Here is a 14,851-nt window from a genome sequence, read left to right on the forward strand (position 1 = left end):
TAGCGTTCCCCAGCAATGAACGCAATCGGCAGGTTCTTCGGCTTCGGCAACGACGTGGAGACACGCAGCGGGTCGGTTGGCTCGGCTGGCGGTGACTCCCCGCTACCGGCCGTAATGCCCCCTCCCCGTATGGATCTCGGCGTCACGTGGGAGGAAGCCCTCAAGGTCTCGGCGTTCTCCCGGTCGATGGACCAGACCAACACGATGATGTCTTCGATGACGGCCACTGTCCGCGATGCCCGTAAGCGACTGATCCCGTTCGACGATCGCGCATTCCCGTCGATCGTGAACAAGCCGAACCTCGACATGGACTGGGAAGAGTTCGTGCAGTCGACGGTCAACGATCTGTTCCTGCACGGCGAATACATCTGGAAGCGCGTCGGAGATCCGCAGACAGTCAACCTGATTCCGATCTCGCCGCGTGAGATGACCATCGTGCGCGAGCGGCTGCCCGATGGTACGTGGGGTCGAACACGCTATGGGCACTTGGGCCGTGAGGTTCCACGCGGCCGCATCGTCCACAAAAAGCACACCGCCATCACCGGCGAGGCACGAGGTATCGGCCCGCGCCAGCTCGCACGGACCGAGCTGCGCGCCGCGCTCACGCTGGCCGAGTTTCAGCGCGAATGGTTCGACTCCGCTGTGGTCCCGTCCGGCATCCTCACCACAGACCAGCACTTGTCGAACATCGAGCAGGACGAACTCCAGGTCCGGTGGAACGACTTTCTGCGCTCGCACCGAGGGCAGGCCGTCGTCATGGCTGCCGGCCTGAGTTACGAGTCGATTCAGCTCAAGCCCGCCGATGCGCAGATGCTCGAGGTGCAGGACGCCATCGACCGCAAGATCGTACGCATCTGCGGCACACCGGCTTTCGACCTGCTCGTTCCTGGTGGCACCGAATCTCGGACCTACCAAAACCTCGAACAGTCCACTCTGCAGTACCTCACCACCACCCTGGCGAAGTACATGAACGCTGTTGAGAGCGGGCTCACCGAGGTCATCCCCCGCGGTAACAAGGTCGAGCTGGACGAGTCCGGCCTGCTGCGCATGGACAGCAAGACACGCTCCGAGGTCGACACCGCCAACGTTCAGAACGGCACCCGCACCATTAACGAGCTGCGCGCCCGAGACGGACTGGACCCGCTCCCCCACGGCGACGAGAAGCCGGCACCACCGAAGGTGATCCCGTCCGAGCGGGTCGATCAGCCGAAGGAGATCGAGGCATGATCCACGTCGTCACCGGACCACCCTGTGGTGGCAAGTCCACGTTCGTGGCAGCGAACGCAGCAGACGGCGACGCCATAGTCGACTTCGACCGGCTCGCAAAAGCATTCGGGTCCACCGCTCACCACGACGCACCCGGCCCGCTACGCCGCGTGGTGCAAGCCGCTCGACACGCAGCCATCTCGCAGATCCTCATGGGCCGCGTCGAAAACGCGTGGATCATCGACACCGACCCACGGCCGTCGATGCTGGCCGACTACCGCCGCGCCGGCGCTCAGTTCCACATCATCGACCCCGGCCTCGCCGTCTGCCTCGAACGAGCCGTCAGCGACGAGCGACCCGAATGGACACCCGACCAGATACGACGCTGGTTCCGACTGAACAAGAGGATGCGATGACCGACAACATCGAAACCCGCACAGCCGCCACGGATACCGAGATCGAGATCCGCAGCGCACCGGTCAACTCCGTGGACGAACAGACGCGCATCATCTCCGGTATCGCCGTGCCCTACGGTCAGACGGCCGAGATCCGCACCAAGAACGGAAGCTACCGCGAATCATTCGCCCTGGGCGTGTTCGAGGACGACGCGCCGGCCGTCTCGGTGCACGCCAACCACAGCTGGAAAACACGCGGTGACCTCCCGATCGGCACCGTCATCTCCGGCAAGAACCGCCCCGAGGGCTACTACGTCGAGTGCCGCATCGCCAACACCGAACGCGGTGACGAAGTGCTCGAACTCGCCCGTGACGGCGTCCTCAAATACTTCTCGGTGGGTTTCCTCCCCGGCACCCACGAGACGCGCGACGGCGTGCTCGTCCGCACCGCAGCGACACTCGGCGAAGTGTCCATCACAGAAAAGCCCGCCTACAAGGGCGCGGTCATCGAAAGCGTGAGAAACGCTGACACAGAACAGGAATCACGTATGGACCCCGAAGAGCTTGCACGCGCCGTCAAAGCTGCCCTCAAGGACGACCCCGAGGTGATCCAGCTCCGCGCGGACAACACCACGATGGAACGCCGGCTCGGAGTACTCGAAGATGGTGGCGGCACCCAGACACGCGGCCGGCGCGAGTTCAAGGTTCGCACCGGCGGCGAACTGCTCAAGGCGATGCTCGCCGGCGACATGGACGCCGTCACCGAGATCCGCGCCGTCAACGACGAGCTGGAGTCGCTGCGCATCGAGACCCGAGCCTACGAGGGCCAGGTCATGGCAGACGGCGTCGAGCGTCCGGCGTGGCTGGAGAAGCAGCTCCGGCTCACCAACCGCAGCCGGCCGATCTCCACGATGTTCTCCCGTGAATCGCTGCCACCGGACGGCACCAGCTTCGAGTACGCCAAGGTGATCTCCGAGAGCGGCGCAATCGGCGTACAGGCCGTCGAAGGCGACGATCTCGGCTACCTCGAGATCAAGCTGGGCACCGGCAGCGGCGTCGTCCGCACGGTCGGCGGCTACACCAGTTTCAGCCGGCAGGCGATCGAGCGAGCCAAGGTGCCGATCCTCGACACCGGCCTGCGGTGGATGGGCATCCAGTACGCCGAGGCGTACGAGAACTACGTTCAGGCGTTCATGCTCGCGCTGCCCAAGGGCGGCAACGAGGGCATCAACAACATCGTCGTGCAGGCGAAGCCGGCCACCGCCGCCGAGTGGATCTCCGTCGTCCTGGACGCCAAGCACTCGATCATCCAGAACGCGAAGGGACTGCGCGCCGACCTCATCGTGTGCAGCTTCGACGTGTACAAGGACATCGCACTGCTCGAAGACGCCACCGGCCGACCGATCTTCAACGTCAACGGCGACGGCCAGAACACCTGGGGCAGCGCCAACGTCAGCCAGACCGACGACGTCGAGATCGGCTTCACGATGGCCGGCCTCCCCGGCGTCGTCGGAGACCGCCTGCCGCCCGGCACATTCCGAGTCACCTCGCGAGAAGCCATCACGTCGATGGAAAGCGCCGGCGCACCGTTCTCCCTCCAGGACGAGAACATCATCAACCTGACCAAGGACTTCTCGGTGTACGGCTACCAGGGCATCTACTCCGAGCAGCCGAAGGGCATGACGGCTATCACGTTCCCGGTGGAGCCGTAGTCGTGACAGCGCCCGAGCAGGACTCTTCGACGGTGGTCTACCCCACCGTCGAAGAGTTCCGCGAGTTCGTCAAAGCCGATGCGTCCGAGGACGGCAAGCTGAAAGACGATCTCGACATCGCCATCGAGACGATCGACGACTTCTGCGCGAAGCCGGTCAAACCCATCCCGCCGGCCACCCGTAAACGGTGGTACCTGCTCGTGGCCGCTGAGATGTTCGACGCCTCGAACGGACCGAGCACCAGCATCGACCCGTTCGGCAACGCACGACAGACTCGATCCTCCCGCGACCCGATGCACGTGATCATCCGTCAGGTCCGCAGATACGTGCCGGCGTTCTGATGGACCTCACACAGACGCAGACCACGATCATCGACACCCTCATCGCTGCCGGCATCCCCAAGGTTGTCGGCTGGGAGGTGAAAGACCCGGCCCCGCCCGTCGTCGTCGTCTGCCCCGCTCTCCCGTCGATCGAGACCGACGTACCCGGTGTCAGCCTCGGCAAGCCGTTCCTGACGAACTGGCTGATCCAGATCGTCGCCGGCAGGGGCAGCGCATCGGTGACACGAGATGCATTGAACGACATGACCGCTCGGGCACTGATCGCCCTCCGGCCCTACATGATCGGTATCGAGGTCGAGACCCCGAAGATTACCGATCCCGAAGAGGGCAAGCCGCAGTATCTCGGCGCTGAAATCGCAGCGTCGATCGCTATCGACATGAAAGAAGAGTGACCGCAATGGCTCCGTTCAAAGGCACCAAGGGTAAGGATCTCTCGATCCTGATCGAGGGCACCGAGTACAACACCGACCTCAAGGCCTTCCGCTGCGAGCCCGACGACGGGGAGGACATCGCGTTCAAGACGTTCGCCCGCATGAAGGAGGGCGACACCAAGGCGTGGTTCATTCGCGGCACCGGCTTTCAGGACTTCCAGTCCAGCTCGTTCTGGACGTACATCTGGCTCAACGCCGGCGAGACGGTCGATTTCATCGCACGCCCCTACGGCAACGAAGTGCCCACCGCCGAGAAGCCTCACTTTGCCGGTACCTGCACCATTGCCAGCAAGCCCGGATTTGGTGGCGAGGCCGACGAGGAGCACGAGTTCGAGGTCGAGTGGCCGATCGACGGCGTTCCCGAGCGCATCGTCGAATAGCTCGTGGCCACCATGAAGATCGAGCTGTCGATCGAGGGCAAACGCCCCCTGCTCGAAAAGCTCACGGTCTTCTACAAGACGGTTCGACAGCTCAAGCCGGCGTTCGACCAGATCGCAGCGAGGACGTTCACCATCGCGAACGTCCTCGCCCCGGTCTACTCCGGACGCACAAAGAAGTCGATCCGCGCCAAGGGCTCCAACATGCGGGCCTACGCGAAAGCCGGCGGCGCTAGCCGGAAGTCGCACGGCGGTGGCATCTACGTCGCCATGAACCACGCCGGCACCCGCTGGGATCCACAAGCGCCCTATCCCTTCATGTTCATCACCCTAGAACGGGTCACCCCCTTCGCAGTTCTCCGAGTGAAACGCGAAGTCATCCAACGAAAGAGAGACGCAGGACTATGAGCGCCAAGACGGATACCAACGGTTTCCAAGACAAGCTGCATTCCCTCACCGGAACGGCACTCAAGCGCGTGCAGCAGTGCGCCGGTAACGAGATTGCCAAGGCCGACAACGTTCAGCTCATCTTCGCTGTGGGCTACGTCGACACCCTGTCGCGGGACCAGCTCAAGAAGTGGGGCAAGGCCGAGGTCGACGGGTGGAACGACTACCTCGATGACACCAGCTACCACGATGCCCGCGTGAAAGCCGGTGTGGACGAGGAGGACTCGGACCCAAAAGGCAAGCCCGCAAGCTAGCTCAGACCCAGGCCCGCCGGCTGGCCGAGTTCTGCATGCTGACGGGCCAGTCGCCCACAGTGTTCGAGGAGCTGACCCTGCTCGAACGAAACGCATTCATCGAGATCGCCAACAAACGAGCGAAGAGGAAATGATGGCAATCCTACGATCGCGGCTCAACCAGCTCGACGCATTCGGAGTCCGCAAGAACGGCCTTGCATACGAATACGGCGGTGACGGTGACGGGCCGGCCGGCGGTCCTTCCGGCGATTGCTCGTGGGCCGTGGCCGCAGCAGCCGCCATCCTGCAAGGCCAATCGCCCGCACGCCGCTACGGCTCGACGGAGACGTGGCGACTGACTCCCCGTGGCCAGGCCGGCCCGCTCGGCACAATCAGGGGTCGAGGCCCCGACGACGCCGTTCTCCGTCTCGGATTCATGCACGGCGGTGGCGGCGCAAACAGTCACGTCGCGTGCACGATCAACTACGGCGGTGGCCGACTGGTCAACTTCGAGAGCCGCGGAATGCCGGGTGGTGTCATCTACGGCAGCGTTATTCGCGGTGGCACGAAGTACTACGCCCGCGCGTGGAACGACCGGATCTTCCACGACTTCTGGCACATACCGGGGCCGATCACAGAAGACACCAACGGTGCACCGCCCCCGCCCATCCCATCGTCCGGCGGCGTCCCATTCATCCAGCTCGGCTCCGTCGGCGAGGAAGTCCGAAAGGTCCAGGCTCGTCTCAATCGCGACTACCCGGCGTACTCCAGGCTCACGGTCGACGGCGAGTTCGGGCCTGCCACGCTCCAGGTGGTGCTCGAATTTCAGCGCCGTGCCGGCCTCGAGGTGGACGGCATCGTCGGCCCCGCTACGTGGAAGCGGCTCGGACTGTGAGGGCGCTCCACACCCTCGCCACTGCGGTGGTGATCGGCGTCGTCGCCGGCACCACCGCAGCAGCGAGCTACCTGCTCCGTACCGAACTGCCCACCGAGGCACAGCTCATGGAAGAGAAGTCATGACCGCACCACAGGGTCCGCTCGATCAGGTTCGCAACGAGATCATGCGCGTTATGGGCCCCGAGATCGAAGCCCGGTTCGTCCAGCTGACACCGATCATCGCGAGGGCTCTCAACCACAACGTGCCGCTCGATGAGGTGCGCATCCCTCCACCGGCCGCGACTGTGCCCGCGAAGACCGCAGCGGCCCGCACAGCCATACAGGCAGGCATCGCACTGCCACTGTCGGCAGTGCTGGCGTACGCGGCCGAGACCATCGGCGGCGACGACTTCGAGCTGTTCGACCTCACCGACTGGAAAGGGCTCGGCAGCGGCGCAGTGGTGGCCGGCATCATGGCCGTCCTCGCATTCGGCGCACGCAAGATCGGCCGCTGATGAACGAGCGGGCCGTCGTCGCGGCCGCTCGGATGCTCTCGCTCGTCGTCGCCGGCCTGTCCGTGATCGTCGGTGCGCTCTACACCGGACCCGATGCGCTCGTGCGCCGCCCACTGCCGCCCGGGCAGGAATCGATCGTGGTTGTCATCGAACATTTCTTCCCGGTGTGGCCGTTCCTGTTCGCCTTCACCGGTGCCGTGCTCGGCTACGCGGCCGTGATCCGACGCGGCGTCGTCGTCACCCACGCACTCGTCGTCGCGGCATGGGCGTTCTACGGACTGTGCCTGATCCTGGCACCGATCCGCTCCGTACCACCGTCCCCAATCCTTGTGGGCGTCATAGCCGTTGGGATAGCCGTGATCAACTACGCAGCAGCGAGGCTGTGGTCAGCTCTCGGGGTGACATAGGTGAGCGAAGCCACCCTGATCATCATCGCCGCGATCGGCGCAGGACTAGGCGGCGTCGGCACCGTCGCCTCCCTGTGGAACAAGGTCGAGAGCGGCAACGTCGTCACCCTCACCACCCGCAACAAGACGCTCGAAGACGAGAACACCAGCTTGTACGCATGGAAGCTGGCAGCTCGCGCCTACATCGTCCTGCTGATCGAACGCCTACTCGACCGAGGCGGCACACCACCCGTCGCGCCGGCAGTGCTGGGACTGACACCGAGAGGCGAAGACGATGAGTAATTCCGTCGACATCTACATCAACGGTCACGAGCGTGATCTGCTCCAGGCGATCGAGCGCACCAAGGCTGCGATCGCCTCCCTGCGCGACTCGAAAGCAACCGTCACGGTCGACGTGGACGACGGTGCACTCAACGTCCTGAAAGCCAAACTCGCCGCACTGCGCGACGGCGACGTGACGGTCGACGTGAACGTCAACGACGCGAAGCTCGCAGCACTGCGCGGCAAGATGGACGCGCTCCGCAACACCCGCGTAAAGGTCACGGTCGACGTCGACCGTACCGAGCTCAACATCCTCCGTGCCGAACTGGCCGGCCTCCGTGACCGCTCGATCAATATCGACATCGACTCGGATCTCGCAGGGTTCCGCGCCGCCCTCGCCGCGTCCACCCTCGGCAACGCCAACGCACGAATCAACCTCGATCTCGACACCGGCACTGCCGCAGCCGAACTCGCAGCATTCCTCGCAGCCGTGCCCCGATCGGTAACGATCAATCTCGACGTCGACACCGCCGGTGCCGCAGCAGAACTCGCAGCGTTCCGTGTCGCCTTGCTCGCGCTGAACGACGACACGATCCGGCTCGGCACCAACGCCGGCGGTAGCGCCGCATCCGGTATCGCGAGGATGGGTGGCTCAGCGGCATCGGCGGCCCCACTGCTTGCGGGTCTCACCACCGCAATTGCGCCCCTGATCTCCGGTGCCGCCGGCGCTGGTGTGTTCGCGACCGCTGCCGGCCTCGGTGCGGTCACCGCTGCCGCCGGCGCGCTGTCGGTTGGCGTCGGCGGCGCTTTCGCCGCGATTCCCATCGTCGCAGCAGCAACGTCGGAGAAGGTACAAGACAGCTTCACCGTCATGAAAGACGACGTCGTCAACACAATGAAGGAGATCTCGCAACCGGTCGAACAGCCGCTTGTCGATCTAGCGACTTCCGTTGGCGCAGCATTCCATTCGATCCGACCGAGCCTCGATGTTGTGACCGCCGGCGCTGCCCGTCTCGTCAACGAGTTGTCCGGTGAGATGCCCGCCATCGCGAACGAAGTCGGCCCCGCGATGGAGAAGGCGTTCGGTGCCGCAGAGCCGCACATCGAGAACCTGATCTCGAACATTCCGTCGTACATTCAGGCGTTCGGCAACTTCACCGAGAAGCTCGGAGACCCCGCCGTCGTCGCCGGCGCACAGCGAGTCTTCGGCGCTATCCCCGACATCATCGACGGCGCTGGTGACTCAATTGTGTCGATGGCCAATGGATTCGAGAACGTGATGGGGTTCCTCGATTCCGGCGCACTTGATGGATTCACGAGCGGCATCGGCTCGTTCTTCGATGAGATGGGCAGCGCCGACTTCTCCGGCACCATCGACGGCATTGCCGACATGTCCAACGCGTTCGGTGACCTGGTGGGCAGCATCGACGGCGAATCGGTCACGGGCTTCCTCGAGGGCATCACGGGCGACATCACCAAATTCACCGAAGCAGCAACGGCCATAGGCGAATTCGGCAGTGGAGTCGGCGACTTTCTCACTGGGATCGGGGAGAAAGCCGAAAGCCTCAACCTGGGCGAGAAGATCTTCGGCGACGGCTGGGACCCGAACAGGTGGCTCAACGACCACGCGTCCTGGTTGGGCGACTTCGAAGAGAAGATGCCCGACAGCATTCCAGCCCCGGCAGTCGAGCCGCCCGACACCACGCCACTGTCCACCGCGTTCGAGAACCTGCCGATACCGAAGGTGCCGGCCCCCGAGGTGACACCACCGGACACGTCGGTCATCGCCGGCGCGTTCGAGAACATCGCACCACCCGGCGCGATACCGGCACCACCGGTGACACCGCCCGACACGTCGGCCATCAGTGGTGCACTGGAGAACATCACGCCGCCGACGATCGAGGCCCCGATCGTGCCGGCCCCCGAGGTCACCCCGTCCGAGCCGATCCCCGCCCCCGAGGTGACACCACCTCCACCCGTGCAGGTCGAGGTCGAGGCAGTCGAGGGCGCGGCAATCGCCGTCCCCCCGCCGGCCCCGGTGCCGATCACGTTCGACGTGACACAGCCGACGCTCGAACTGACCCCACCGCCGCCCGTGCCGATCACGTTCAACGTCTCGCTGCCCGTGATCAACATCCCACCGCCTGCCCCGGTGCCGGTAAGCGTGCAGGTGGATACCGGTAGCGCCAAGGTCAATCTGTCAGCGCAGGGTGCAGCGGCCGGCAACTCGTTCGCGTCGGGCCTCGCCGGCTCCGCCGGCGCTGTCGCGTCCGCTGCCGCGTCGATGGCTGCAGCCGCATCCAGCGTGTCGGTGAACCTGTCCGCTCAGGGCTCCGCTGCGGGCGCCAGCTTCGCGGCCGGCCTCCGATCGCAGGCCGGCGCGGTCGCTGCCGCTGCGGCCGAACTGGGCGCTGTGGCTGCCGCGAACAAGGGTGTCTACAAGGGCCGCAAGGGAATTGCGGCCGACCGCATCATGCTCATCCCGCACGGGCAAGCGATGGTCCGTGGCTTCATCGACGGGCTCGGCAGTCAGCGCCGGGAGCTGATCACCGAGGCATCGTCGCTGGCGCAGGCGGTGACGAAGAGGTTCGATGAGGATCTGGTGCCGAACATCGGGCTCAGTGGCGGCGTCGGTGTACAGCAGCAGGTGTACGTCACGGTCGAGGCCGGCCTGATGGCAGACCCGGTGGTGATCGGCCGCGAGGTTCGCGACGTGCTCGGCGCGTACGCGTCCGCAGTCGGTGGATCGGAGACCATCAGTGTCTAAATTCACCGATGCCACGATGGTGGCCGTTCAGGTCGAGACGGCACGCGAACTGGTCTGGACCGAGGACGGCATCACACCAGCGAACTATGTACCCGGTGGTGTAGCAATGCTGAACCTCCTTGCACGTCAGGAGGATTCGGAGCTTAAGCCCGTCACTGGTCCGATCGTGGGGACCGGCATATTCGCAAGCCCACGCAAGGATGCTCCGATCTCGCAGGCGTCGGTCGACACATCGGTCGATCTTAGGGTGGAGTACGACGGGTCGGGATCTGCTCGCACCGTTAAGAACGTCTCCGTTGGCACCGTGAAGTCCACTGTCTCGAAGATGACCGAGATCAACATCGGCCCGGTCGTGGTGCAAACGCGGATGCCCACACCAGTTTCCCCCGGTGATCTCGTGAACTTCGCCGGCCAGTTCGCGATCCGGCGCTCAGGCCTGACGCACCCGATCGACTCGAACGACAATCAGACGAACCTATCGGTCGTGTGCACGCTGTACGGTATCAGCCGCACCGAGGACGAATACGGCACCGTCGATCAGGTATCGACGCCACTTCTCCAGTACGCCAGTACTTTTCAGACTGTCTCAATCTTCGGCACCGGAATGCAGCAGACCGTCCACACCTTGCCCGTGGTGTCACCTGTGGCCGTTCCCGCCGGCGTGAGCGAAGTCCACCTGACGGTTTCGCTGCGCGCCAACACGACCAATGAACCGATCTCGGTGCCATACAGGGTTAAGGAGAAGGGCTTTCTGTATTTCGGTGACTACACGTGGAACTACTTCACGTTCTCCACAGCCAATCCTCTCAGGCTGGTTGTGACCCCGGCGGCACCGGTGCCACAACCGCCGGCCGCAACATGGCAGACACGCACGCAGGAGCAGAACCGGATCTACCGCTACACCTACGAGACGATCACCGATGACGTGGTGGAGGTGAAAACGGAGAAGATCGAGGCCGACCTCGGCGTGCAGCGAATCAAGTTCGCATCAGCCACTGTCGACCCGAAAGTCACTGTAGGCAAACGGGTCCGGATCATCGCACTGGACCCCGATGGCGTCGGGTTGACGGTCATCGCCGCCGGCCGCGTCCGGTCACGCCGCATCGTCCCCGGCATCGGTCGGGTGCCGCAGGTCGAGATCGGCGTGCACGACAGCCATGCCCGCCTCGGCGAGCCCTGCCCTGCAGCGTTCGACACATTCGCGAAGTACGTGCCGGCGCTCAACCGGCTCGGCATCCCCGTCAGCGTCGATGGCGTCGACGTGTCCGGCCCTCCCCGACCGCTGCCCCCGTGGGGCGGTGCCTACCCGTCGTACGCCGACGAGAAGCTGACGTATCTCACCTCGCTCGTGATGGCCCGCAACGCCCGCAAAGGGTTCCTGCGGATCACCCGTGAGGATCGGCTCGAGGTGCTGTCCGCACTGCCGGCCACCGTGGCGCTCGACGTGTCCGATGAACCCCGCGAAGGTCACATGTCGTACTCGATCAATGCGGAGTTCGGCTCGGACACAAAGGATCTCGTGAACGCTGTCCGCGTCACGGAGAACCTGCTCGACTCGGAGGACTTCACAGACCGGTATGTCGGCACTGACGACCCGCCTGCCAAGCTCGACTTCATCGCCGGCCGCACTCAGACCGCTGAGTACCGTCGCGGTGCGTCGATCGAAGCCCTGGGCCTGTCGTCGCGCACGTTTCCCGTGGTGCGTGGCTCCGGTGCCTGGGCCGATCTTGAGGCCGGCAACTATGGCTCGAACTTCGCAGCATGGGCAGCGGCAATTCTCGATCAGTACAGCGTCGAGAAGACCGGCCCCCGGTCGATCACCCTGCCCATCGTGACAGCGGCCGAACGGGCGCTCGTGTCGAAGCTCGACGTCCTCGATGCGATCGTGGTGCGCCGGCTCGGTGTCCCGTACATGCAGCGCATCCGGCGCATCAGTCACACGATCAAACCGGGCTCGTGGACGGTGGAGCTCCGGTTCGATGTGACCGGCTCGCAGGTCTATTGGCTACCCGATACTCCGGTGCCGCTCATCGCACTCGGTGACACCGACGCCGGCACGATCTTCGCCCCGTCGAAAGGTCTGGTCGACGGCGGTCACCCCAACGAAACTGTTACCCACCTACTCGATGGAGGAACGCTCTGATGGCCGACCGCAAACGCATTCAGCAGCTCCGCGCCACAGCAGCGGAGTGGACAGCACAGAACCCGGTGCTCGCTGCCGGCGAACTCGGCTGCGAGACCGACACGGGCTTCCTCAAGGTCGGCAACGGCGTTGCCGCGTGGAACGACCGCCCCTATCAGGTGGGTCCGCGCGGCCTGCAAGGTCCGCAGGGTCCGCAAGGCCCCCAGGGTGCTGCGTCGACCGTGCAGGGCCCGAAGGGTGACCAGGGTATCCAAGGCCCGAAGGGTGACCAGGGTGTCCAAGGCCCGAAGGGTGACCAGGGTGTCGCCGGCCCCGCTGGTGGTGTGCAGAACGGTGCCGGCATCGCGACCGTCCGCAAGATGACCGCCGCCGCGTACGCCGCGCTCGGGTCGAAGGATGCCACCACCGCCTACTTCATCGTCGGCTGATGCCACTCAACATCGGGGACGCCGCAGTCAGCTCCGTCTATATTGGCGCAGATCCCGTGTCCCGCATACACATTGGTAGTGATCTCGTGTGGCAGGCGTACGCGGGTGCCGGCATGGACAAGTCCGGCAACCCAACCCTGCCGGCGTCGACCTGGACTCAGCTCACCGGGTGGACGGCTCGCAGCGGATCGGTGGTCGTGAGCGACGGGCTCGTGCTGCCCGCCGGCGTCACAGCGACGGCAGTGGTCCAGGTGACCTACGGCGGTAGCAATGCCGTCAACTCGTGCCGAGTGCTTGCGGCCGGCGTGGTGATGGGCACGGCACCAGCGGGCGGCACGGCACCGACAGCGACGATCACCATCCCCGCTGCCGGCGTTGATCGACTGATCACGGTCGAGGGTTACGTCGCCGGCCTCACCGGTGGCCGCACCGTCATCGCGAGCGGCACGTTCCTCACGTTGGCTTAGTCTCCGGTAAGGAGAGTCAGCACAACGGCGATTGCCAACAGACCCCAGATCATGCGCTTGAGGGCGATGTTGACCGGTCCCTGTTCGACGGGATGGTCGCGCCGGAACAGGTAGATACCGCCGATCACGAGCGCCACCAGCAACAGGAGAACCATGCGTGATTCATAGCACACCGGACATATCAGGCGACAGCACGGAACAAGTCCAGCTTGTCGATTGCGGCCCGCATGCGTATGTCGCTGACGCCGGTGTAGCCCTGCGTCGACGTGATCGAGCCGTGACGCATCAGCTCTTGCACGACGCGCACATCGGCCCCGTCCTCCAGCAGCGTCGTCGCGTACCAGTGCCGCAGGGGGTGAGCGGAGCCTGGCACGTTGGCGCGCCGGAACACGTCACCGATGCACTGTGACACTGACTTTCGGGTCACGTGCTGCCCCGGTCGTGTCTTGTTCGACGGGAACCACCAGCCCCGTTGCGGCATGGTCTCGGCAGTGGTGGCCAGGATCGGGTGCAGCGGTACCCATTTCTCGTCGCCGCCCTTGCCCAGGATGAGCATGCGGCCGCGTTCGAGGTCGATGCTTTCACCGCGGAATTCTGCGATCTCGATGCAGCGGAGGCCTGCCAGCGTGGCGAGCAGGATCATCACGCGCGTGCGGTGGTGCATGTTCGTCTTCAACAGTGTCATCAGGTGTGTGTCGGCCACGGGTCGGGGTTTGCGCTTCGGCTGCCGGATCGTCCCTATTTTCAACATCGGGTTGTCGACTCGAATGTCTTGCATCTGAAGCCATTTGAACCAGCTGGCCATGTACGAGTTGTAGGTGTAGTGGGTGCTGCGTTTCCATTCGGGGTGCGAGGCGTACCAGCGCAGGATGTCGATCGGCTGCGCGAATGCCGGGTCCAGCTTCGCCTCCCGCTCGAATTGGCGCAGCACTCGGATGCGTTCACTCGACGTCAGCTCCGATCGACGCTGGCCGTGCTGGAAAATTTCCCACTCATCAATAGTCGCGTTAGTGCTCATCTGTCACATCTACACCAAAACGGACAGGGTAGTCGGCGGTTTGGCATGACTGTCGTCGTGCGCTCATCCGGTCGGCCTCAGCTCATGCAGGACGCTCGGTCGGAGGGTGTGAATCGTGGGCCTTTTAATCCGCAGGTCGTAGGTTCGAGTCCTACTGGGGGCACCACACACCGTCCGAGTAACAGTGCTCACACCTGTCCGGAACGTACACTCGGGCGTAACGATCGGCCGAGACCGAACGACGTGTTGGGGGAACTGCAGCGGTCGTGCACTCGCGAAGGCCGGTCGCAAGATCGACGCTCCGGGGAGACTTCGCGCCGATCGACACCGAACATCACGACCGCCGGAACAGCAAGTGAACAGCCGCGACGAGGTTCACACCGAACCTACGGTGCCGTAAGCTGGACCGGTCGTACGCAATCTATGGAGGCGATCTAATGGCGAGGGATCTGACACAGCTCGAGCTTCTGCAAGAGCTGGTGCCCACTGCCGAGGACAATGTGAACCGTCACATCTCGATGGCTCGCGAGTGGCACCCTCACGACTACGTGCCGTGGGACGAAGGTCGCAACTTCGCCGCACTCGGCGGCCAGGACTACGACCCGGAGCAGTCCAAGCTCTCCGACGTCGCACAGGCCGCGATGATCACCAACCTGCTCACCGAGGACAACCTGCCGTCGTACCACCGGGAGATCGCCGAGAACTTCTCCCAGGACGGTGCCTGGGGTACCTGGGTCGGCCGGTGGACCGCCGAGGAGAACCGGCACGGCATCGTCATGCGTGACTACCTCGTCGTCACCCGCGGCGTCGATCCCGTCGCCCTCGAA

The 14,851-nt window shown here is 64.5% G+C and carries 20 protein-coding genes; 18 read left to right on the forward strand and 2 right to left on the reverse strand.

Annotation, left to right across the window (positions count from 1 at the left end):
- Nucleotides 1–15: 15 nt before the first annotated feature.
- The 17 genes from CH273_RS13140 to CH273_RS13215 all read left to right on the forward strand — a co-directional run bounded on the left by CH273_RS13140 (nucleotide 16) and on the right by CH273_RS13215 (nucleotide 13,006).
- Nucleotides 16–1,227 carry a phage portal protein gene (locus CH273_RS13140; RefSeq protein WP_082322512.1) on the forward strand — a complete coding sequence of 404 codons (1,212 nt, stop codon included), beginning with the start codon at nucleotides 16–18 and terminating at the stop codon, nucleotides 1,225–1,227.
- A complete protein-coding gene (locus CH273_RS13145; RefSeq protein ID WP_052049639.1) occupies nucleotides 1,224–1,622 on the forward strand; it encodes a hypothetical protein in 399 nt (132 codons plus the stop codon). The genes CH273_RS13140 and CH273_RS13145 overlap by 4 nt, the downstream gene beginning before the upstream one ends.
- Complete coding sequence (locus CH273_RS13150) at nucleotides 1,619–3,313, forward strand: HK97 family phage prohead protease (protein WP_032395881.1); 1,695 nt, start codon at nucleotides 1,619–1,621, stop codon at nucleotides 3,311–3,313. Before CH273_RS13145 ends, CH273_RS13150 begins: the two co-directional genes overlap by 4 nt.
- A 2-nt stretch (nucleotides 3,314–3,315) precedes the next feature.
- Complete coding sequence (locus CH273_RS13155; RefSeq protein WP_143546221.1) at nucleotides 3,316–3,654, forward strand: hypothetical protein; 339 nt, start codon at nucleotides 3,316–3,318, stop codon at nucleotides 3,652–3,654.
- Nucleotides 3,654–4,046, forward strand: coding sequence for a hypothetical protein (locus CH273_RS13160; RefSeq protein WP_032395883.1), 393 nt, complete (start codon nucleotides 3,654–3,656; stop codon nucleotides 4,044–4,046). Before CH273_RS13155 ends, CH273_RS13160 begins: the two co-directional genes overlap by 1 nt.
- Nucleotides 4,047–4,051: 5 nt before the next feature.
- Nucleotides 4,052–4,465, forward strand: a complete 414-nt coding sequence (locus CH273_RS13165) for a hypothetical protein (protein WP_052049641.1) — start codon at nucleotides 4,052–4,054, stop codon at nucleotides 4,463–4,465.
- A gap of 3 nt (nucleotides 4,466–4,468) precedes the next feature.
- Nucleotides 4,469–4,870: a hypothetical protein gene (locus tag CH273_RS13170; protein WP_032395884.1), complete on the forward strand. Its 402-nt coding sequence runs from the start codon at nucleotides 4,469–4,471 to the stop codon at nucleotides 4,868–4,870.
- The gene (locus CH273_RS13175) at nucleotides 4,867–5,163 is read left to right on the forward strand and encodes a hypothetical protein (RefSeq protein ID WP_032395885.1); all 297 of its coding nucleotides are present in this window, start codon (nucleotides 4,867–4,869) and stop codon (nucleotides 5,161–5,163) included. Before CH273_RS13170 ends, CH273_RS13175 begins: the two co-directional genes overlap by 4 nt.
- A gap of 133 nt (nucleotides 5,164–5,296) precedes the next feature.
- Nucleotides 5,297–6,037 carry a peptidoglycan-binding domain-containing protein gene (locus CH273_RS27945; RefSeq protein WP_032396293.1) on the forward strand — a complete coding sequence of 247 codons (741 nt, stop codon included), beginning with the start codon at nucleotides 5,297–5,299 and terminating at the stop codon, nucleotides 6,035–6,037.
- Nucleotides 6,034–6,162 (forward strand): hypothetical protein, encoded by a 129-nt coding sequence (locus CH273_RS28180; RefSeq protein ID WP_256991306.1) that lies wholly within the window; start codon nucleotides 6,034–6,036, stop codon nucleotides 6,160–6,162. Before CH273_RS27945 ends, CH273_RS28180 begins: the two co-directional genes overlap by 4 nt.
- The gene (locus CH273_RS13185) at nucleotides 6,159–6,533 is read left to right on the forward strand and encodes a hypothetical protein (protein ID WP_032395886.1); all 375 of its coding nucleotides are present in this window, start codon (nucleotides 6,159–6,161) and stop codon (nucleotides 6,531–6,533) included. The genes CH273_RS28180 and CH273_RS13185 overlap by 4 nt, the downstream gene beginning before the upstream one ends.
- Complete coding sequence (locus tag CH273_RS13190) at nucleotides 6,533–6,940, forward strand: hypothetical protein (RefSeq protein WP_032395887.1); 408 nt, start codon at nucleotides 6,533–6,535, stop codon at nucleotides 6,938–6,940. Before CH273_RS13185 ends, CH273_RS13190 begins: the two co-directional genes overlap by 1 nt.
- Nucleotides 6,941–7,222, forward strand: a complete 282-nt coding sequence (locus CH273_RS13195; protein ID WP_032363974.1) for a hypothetical protein — start codon at nucleotides 6,941–6,943, stop codon at nucleotides 7,220–7,222. It abuts the gene before it with no gap.
- Nucleotides 7,215–9,968 (forward strand): hypothetical protein, encoded by a 2,754-nt coding sequence (locus tag CH273_RS13200; protein WP_032395888.1) that lies wholly within the window; start codon nucleotides 7,215–7,217, stop codon nucleotides 9,966–9,968. Before CH273_RS13195 ends, CH273_RS13200 begins: the two co-directional genes overlap by 8 nt.
- Nucleotides 9,961–12,111: a hypothetical protein gene (locus CH273_RS13205; RefSeq protein ID WP_143546223.1), complete on the forward strand. Its 2,151-nt coding sequence runs from the start codon at nucleotides 9,961–9,963 to the stop codon at nucleotides 12,109–12,111. The genes CH273_RS13200 and CH273_RS13205 overlap by 8 nt, the downstream gene beginning before the upstream one ends.
- Nucleotides 12,111–12,539: a hyaluronate lyase N-terminal domain-containing protein gene (locus CH273_RS28365; protein ID WP_052049643.1), complete on the forward strand. Its 429-nt coding sequence runs from the start codon at nucleotides 12,111–12,113 to the stop codon at nucleotides 12,537–12,539. The genes CH273_RS13205 and CH273_RS28365 overlap by 1 nt, the downstream gene beginning before the upstream one ends.
- A complete protein-coding gene (locus CH273_RS13215; RefSeq protein WP_032395890.1) occupies nucleotides 12,539–13,006 on the forward strand; it encodes a hypothetical protein in 468 nt (155 codons plus the stop codon). The genes CH273_RS28365 and CH273_RS13215 overlap by 1 nt, the downstream gene beginning before the upstream one ends.
- Here CH273_RS13215 and CH273_RS27700 read toward each other — a convergent pair.
- Together CH273_RS27700 and CH273_RS13220 are read right to left on the reverse strand one after the other, a co-directional pair.
- Nucleotides 13,003–13,161 carry a hypothetical protein gene (locus tag CH273_RS27700; protein ID WP_155290806.1) on the reverse strand — a complete coding sequence of 53 codons (159 nt, stop codon included), beginning with the start codon at nucleotides 13,159–13,161 and terminating at the stop codon, nucleotides 13,003–13,005. The two genes, CH273_RS13215 and CH273_RS27700, sit on opposite strands and share 4 nt — an antisense overlap.
- Nucleotides 13,162–13,187: 26 nt before the next feature.
- Nucleotides 13,188–14,024: a tyrosine-type recombinase/integrase gene (locus tag CH273_RS13220; RefSeq protein WP_032395891.1), complete on the reverse strand. Its 837-nt coding sequence runs from the start codon at nucleotides 14,022–14,024 to the stop codon at nucleotides 13,188–13,190.
- 437 nt (nucleotides 14,025–14,461) lie between these two features.
- Here CH273_RS13220 and CH273_RS13225 point away from each other — a divergent pair.
- Nucleotides 14,462–14,851, forward strand: a 390-nt coding sequence (locus CH273_RS13225) for an acyl-ACP desaturase (RefSeq protein ID WP_179275468.1), incomplete at its 3' end; no start/stop codon positions are given.

It is taken from the genome of Rhodococcus sp. 05-339-2 (assembly GCF_002258965.1).
GTDB lineage: Bacteria > Actinomycetota > Actinomycetes > Mycobacteriales > Mycobacteriaceae > Rhodococcoides.

Coding starts and splice junctions, on each gene's coding strand:
- CH273_RS13220 (WP_032395891.1), bottom strand. CDS start 14,024: ATGAGCACTAACGCGACTATTGATGAGTGGGAAATTTTCCAGCACGGC.
- CH273_RS28365 (WP_052049643.1), top strand. CDS start 12,111: ATGGCCGACCGCAAACGCATTCAGCAGCTCCGCGCCACAGCAGCGGAG.
- CH273_RS13145 (WP_052049639.1), top strand. CDS start 1,224: ATGATCCACGTCGTCACCGGACCACCCTGTGGTGGCAAGTCCACGTTC.
- CH273_RS27700 (WP_155290806.1), bottom strand. CDS start 13,161: ATGGTTCTCCTGTTGCTGGTGGCGCTCGTGATCGGCGGTATCTACCTG.
- CH273_RS13150 (WP_032395881.1), top strand. CDS start 1,619: ATGACCGACAACATCGAAACCCGCACAGCCGCCACGGATACCGAGATC.
- CH273_RS13160 (WP_032395883.1), top strand. CDS start 3,654: ATGGACCTCACACAGACGCAGACCACGATCATCGACACCCTCATCGCT.
- CH273_RS13200 (WP_032395888.1), top strand. CDS start 7,215: ATGAGTAATTCCGTCGACATCTACATCAACGGTCACGAGCGTGATCTG.
- CH273_RS27945 (WP_032396293.1), top strand. CDS start 5,297: ATGGCAATCCTACGATCGCGGCTCAACCAGCTCGACGCATTCGGAGTC.
- CH273_RS13215 (WP_032395890.1), top strand. CDS start 12,539: ATGCCACTCAACATCGGGGACGCCGCAGTCAGCTCCGTCTATATTGGC.
- CH273_RS13165 (WP_052049641.1), top strand. CDS start 4,052: ATGGCTCCGTTCAAAGGCACCAAGGGTAAGGATCTCTCGATCCTGATC.
- CH273_RS13140 (WP_082322512.1), top strand. CDS start 16: ATGAACGCAATCGGCAGGTTCTTCGGCTTCGGCAACGACGTGGAGACA.
- CH273_RS13175 (WP_032395885.1), top strand. CDS start 4,867: ATGAGCGCCAAGACGGATACCAACGGTTTCCAAGACAAGCTGCATTCC.
- CH273_RS13185 (WP_032395886.1), top strand. CDS start 6,159: ATGACCGCACCACAGGGTCCGCTCGATCAGGTTCGCAACGAGATCATG.
- CH273_RS13190 (WP_032395887.1), top strand. CDS start 6,533: ATGAACGAGCGGGCCGTCGTCGCGGCCGCTCGGATGCTCTCGCTCGTC.